The sequence below is a fragment of the Streptomyces sp. NPDC018029 genome (genome assembly GCF_044327655.1).
Classification (GTDB): Bacteria; Actinomycetota; Actinomycetes; order Streptomycetales; family Streptomycetaceae; genus Streptomyces.
Map to the genome: position 1 here is coordinate 1 of NZ_JBIRFV010000027.1, position 2,381 is coordinate 2,381.

Below are 2,381 nucleotides of genomic sequence, written 5' to 3' on the forward strand. Positions count from 1 at the left end.
GGGCCGCCGGTGGGGGTGTTCGGCCAGGTCAGCGCCTGCTCCGTGCACCACCAGTACTCCTCCAGGCTCTCGCCCTTCCAGGCGAAGACCGGCACCCCCTGCGGATCCTCCGGCGTGCCGTTCGGGCCCACCGCGATCGCCGCGGCCGCGTGGTCCTGGGTGGAGAAGATGTTGCAGGAGACCCAGCGCACCTCCGCGCCCAAAGCCACCAGCGTCTCGATCAGGACGGCGGTCTGCACCGTCATGTGCAGGGAGCCCATGATGCGGGCCCCGGCCAGCGGCTGGGAAGCGGCGAACTCCTTACGGATCGCCATCAGACCAGGCATCTCGTGCTCGGCCAAAGTGATCTCCTTACGGCCGAACGCCGCCAGGGAGAGGTCGGCGACCTTGAAGTCGTGGCCGTCAGTGGTGGGCTGCGAGGTCATGCGGGGTGCTCCTTGAGTTCGTGACGTTGCGGTGGATCTCGAGCGTGGCCGTCGAGCGGTTGAGGGTGATGTAGTGCAGTCCGGGGGCGCCTTCGGCCAGCAGGCGCTGGGCCATCGCGGTGGCGTGCTCGACGCCGATGCGGTGTCCCTCGGCGGGGTTGTCGCGGGCGGCCTCCAGGCGGTGGGCCAGGGCCTCGGGGAAGGCGGCGCCGCTGAGCCGGGCGAAGCGGCTGATCTGGCGCACGTCGGTGGCCGGCATGATCTCCGGGATGATCGGGGTGTCGCAGCCGGCGGCGGCCACCTTGTCGCGCAGCCGCAGATAGTCCTCGGTGTGGAAGAACATCTGGGTGATGGCGTAGTCGGCGCCCGCGCGGCACTTGGCGACGAAGTGGCGGATGTCGCTGTCCCAGTCCGGTGAGCGCGGGTGGCGTTCGGGGAAGGCGGCCACACCGACGCTGAAGTGGCCCGACTCCTTGACCAGGCGCACCAGTTCATGGGCGTGGGTCAGTCCCTGGGGGTGGGGGATCCAGTCGGCGCCCGGGTCGCCGGGCGGGTCGCCGCGCACCGCCAGCACGTCGCGCACGCCCGCGTCGGCGTACTGGCCGATGATGTGGCGCAGTTCGGCCACCGAGTGCCCCACGGCGGTCAGGTGGGCGACCGGGCGCAGCGTGGTCTCGGCGGCGATGCGTTTGGTGACCTCCACGGTGCGCTCGCGGGAGGAGCCGCCGGCGCCGTAGGTGACCGAGACGAAGGCGGGGGCGAGGGTTTCGATGCGGCGGATGGTGCGCCACAGCGCGGTGGCCGCGGCCGGTGTCTTGGGCGGGAAGAACTCGAAGGAGAAGGTGGGGGCGGCCTGGTGGATGAGGTCGCGCAGGACGGTCATGGCCGGCCTCCGGCGTTGAAGTAGCTGGCCTGGGGGTGGTGCAGGACGATCGCGTCGGTGGACTGCTCGGGGTGGAGCTGGAATTCCTCCGAGAGCTGGACGCCGATCCGCTCGGGCCGTAGCAGGGCGGCGATTTTGGCGCGGTCGGCCAGGTCGGGGCAGGCGGGGTAGCCCAGGGAGTAGCGGCAGCCCTGGTACTGGGTGCGGAACATGCCCTCGGGGGTGTCGGGGTCGGCGCCGGCGATGCCCAGTTCGGCGCGCACGCGGGCGTGCCAGTACTCGGCGAGTGCCTCGGCCAGCTGGACGGACAGGCCGTGCAGTTCGAGGTAGTCGCGGTAGGAGTCGGCGGCGAACAGCTCGGCCGTGGCCTCGCCGATCCGCGAGCCGACGGTGACCACCTGCAGCCCCACCACGTCGGTCTCGCCGGACTCCTCGGGGCGGAAGAAGTCGGCCAGGCACAGGCGGCGGCCGCGGGGCTGGCGGGGGAAGGTGAAGCGGGTGTGCTCGGCGCCTGCCTCGTCCAGCAGGATCAGGTCCTCGCCCTTGGACACGCAGCGGAAGTAGCCGTGCACGACGGCGGCTTCCAGCAGGTTCTTGGTCTGCAGCTCGTCCAGGAGGCCGCGCAGGCGCGGCCGGCCCTCGCTCTCCACGAGCTCTTCGTAGGTGGGGCCGGTGCCGGTGCGGGCCTGCTTGAGGCCCCACTGGCCCTTGAACAGGGCGCCCTCGTCCAGCCAGGAGGCGTACTCCTTGAGCTGGATGCCCTTGATGACCCGGGTGCCCCAGAACGGCGGGGTGGGCACGGGGTTGTCGACGGCCACATCCGAGCGGGACGGGCCCTCGGGCTCCTCGACGGTCACCGGGGTGTCGCGCTTGGGCACCCGGCGCTGCTTGAGCTCGGGCAGGCTGGCGCCGGGCACGCCGCGTTTGACCGCGATGAGGGCGTCCATCAGCCGCAGCCCCTCGAACGCGTCGCGCGCGTAGCGCACTTCGCCCTCGTAGATCTCGTGCAGGTCCTGCTCCACATAGGCGCGGGTCAGCGCGGCGCCGCCGAGGATGACGGGGTAGTCGGCGGC

Annotated in this window: 3 protein-coding genes; all 3 read right to left on the reverse strand. The window is 71.7% G+C overall.

Features of this window, described 5'->3' with window-relative positions:
- A partial coding sequence (locus ACH4D5_RS38830; protein WP_398312983.1) for an adenosylhomocysteinase occupies nt 1–425 on the reverse strand: 425 nt, incomplete at its 3' end.
- The gene (metF, locus tag ACH4D5_RS38835; protein WP_398312986.1) at nt 403–1,308 is read right to left on the reverse strand and encodes a methylenetetrahydrofolate reductase [NAD(P)H]; all 906 of its coding nucleotides are present in this window, start codon (nt 1,306–1,308) and stop codon (nt 403–405) included. The genes metF and ACH4D5_RS38830, both read right to left, overlap by 23 nt.
- The coding region (locus tag ACH4D5_RS38840) for a vitamin B12 dependent-methionine synthase activation domain-containing protein (protein WP_398312989.1) at nt 1,305–2,381 on the reverse strand (1,077 nt) is incomplete at its 5' end. The genes metF and ACH4D5_RS38840, both read right to left, overlap by 4 nt.

Coding starts and splice junctions, on each gene's coding strand:
- metF (WP_398312986.1), bottom strand. CDS start 1,308: ATGACCGTCCTGCGCGACCTCATCCACCAGGCCGCCCCCACCTTCTCC.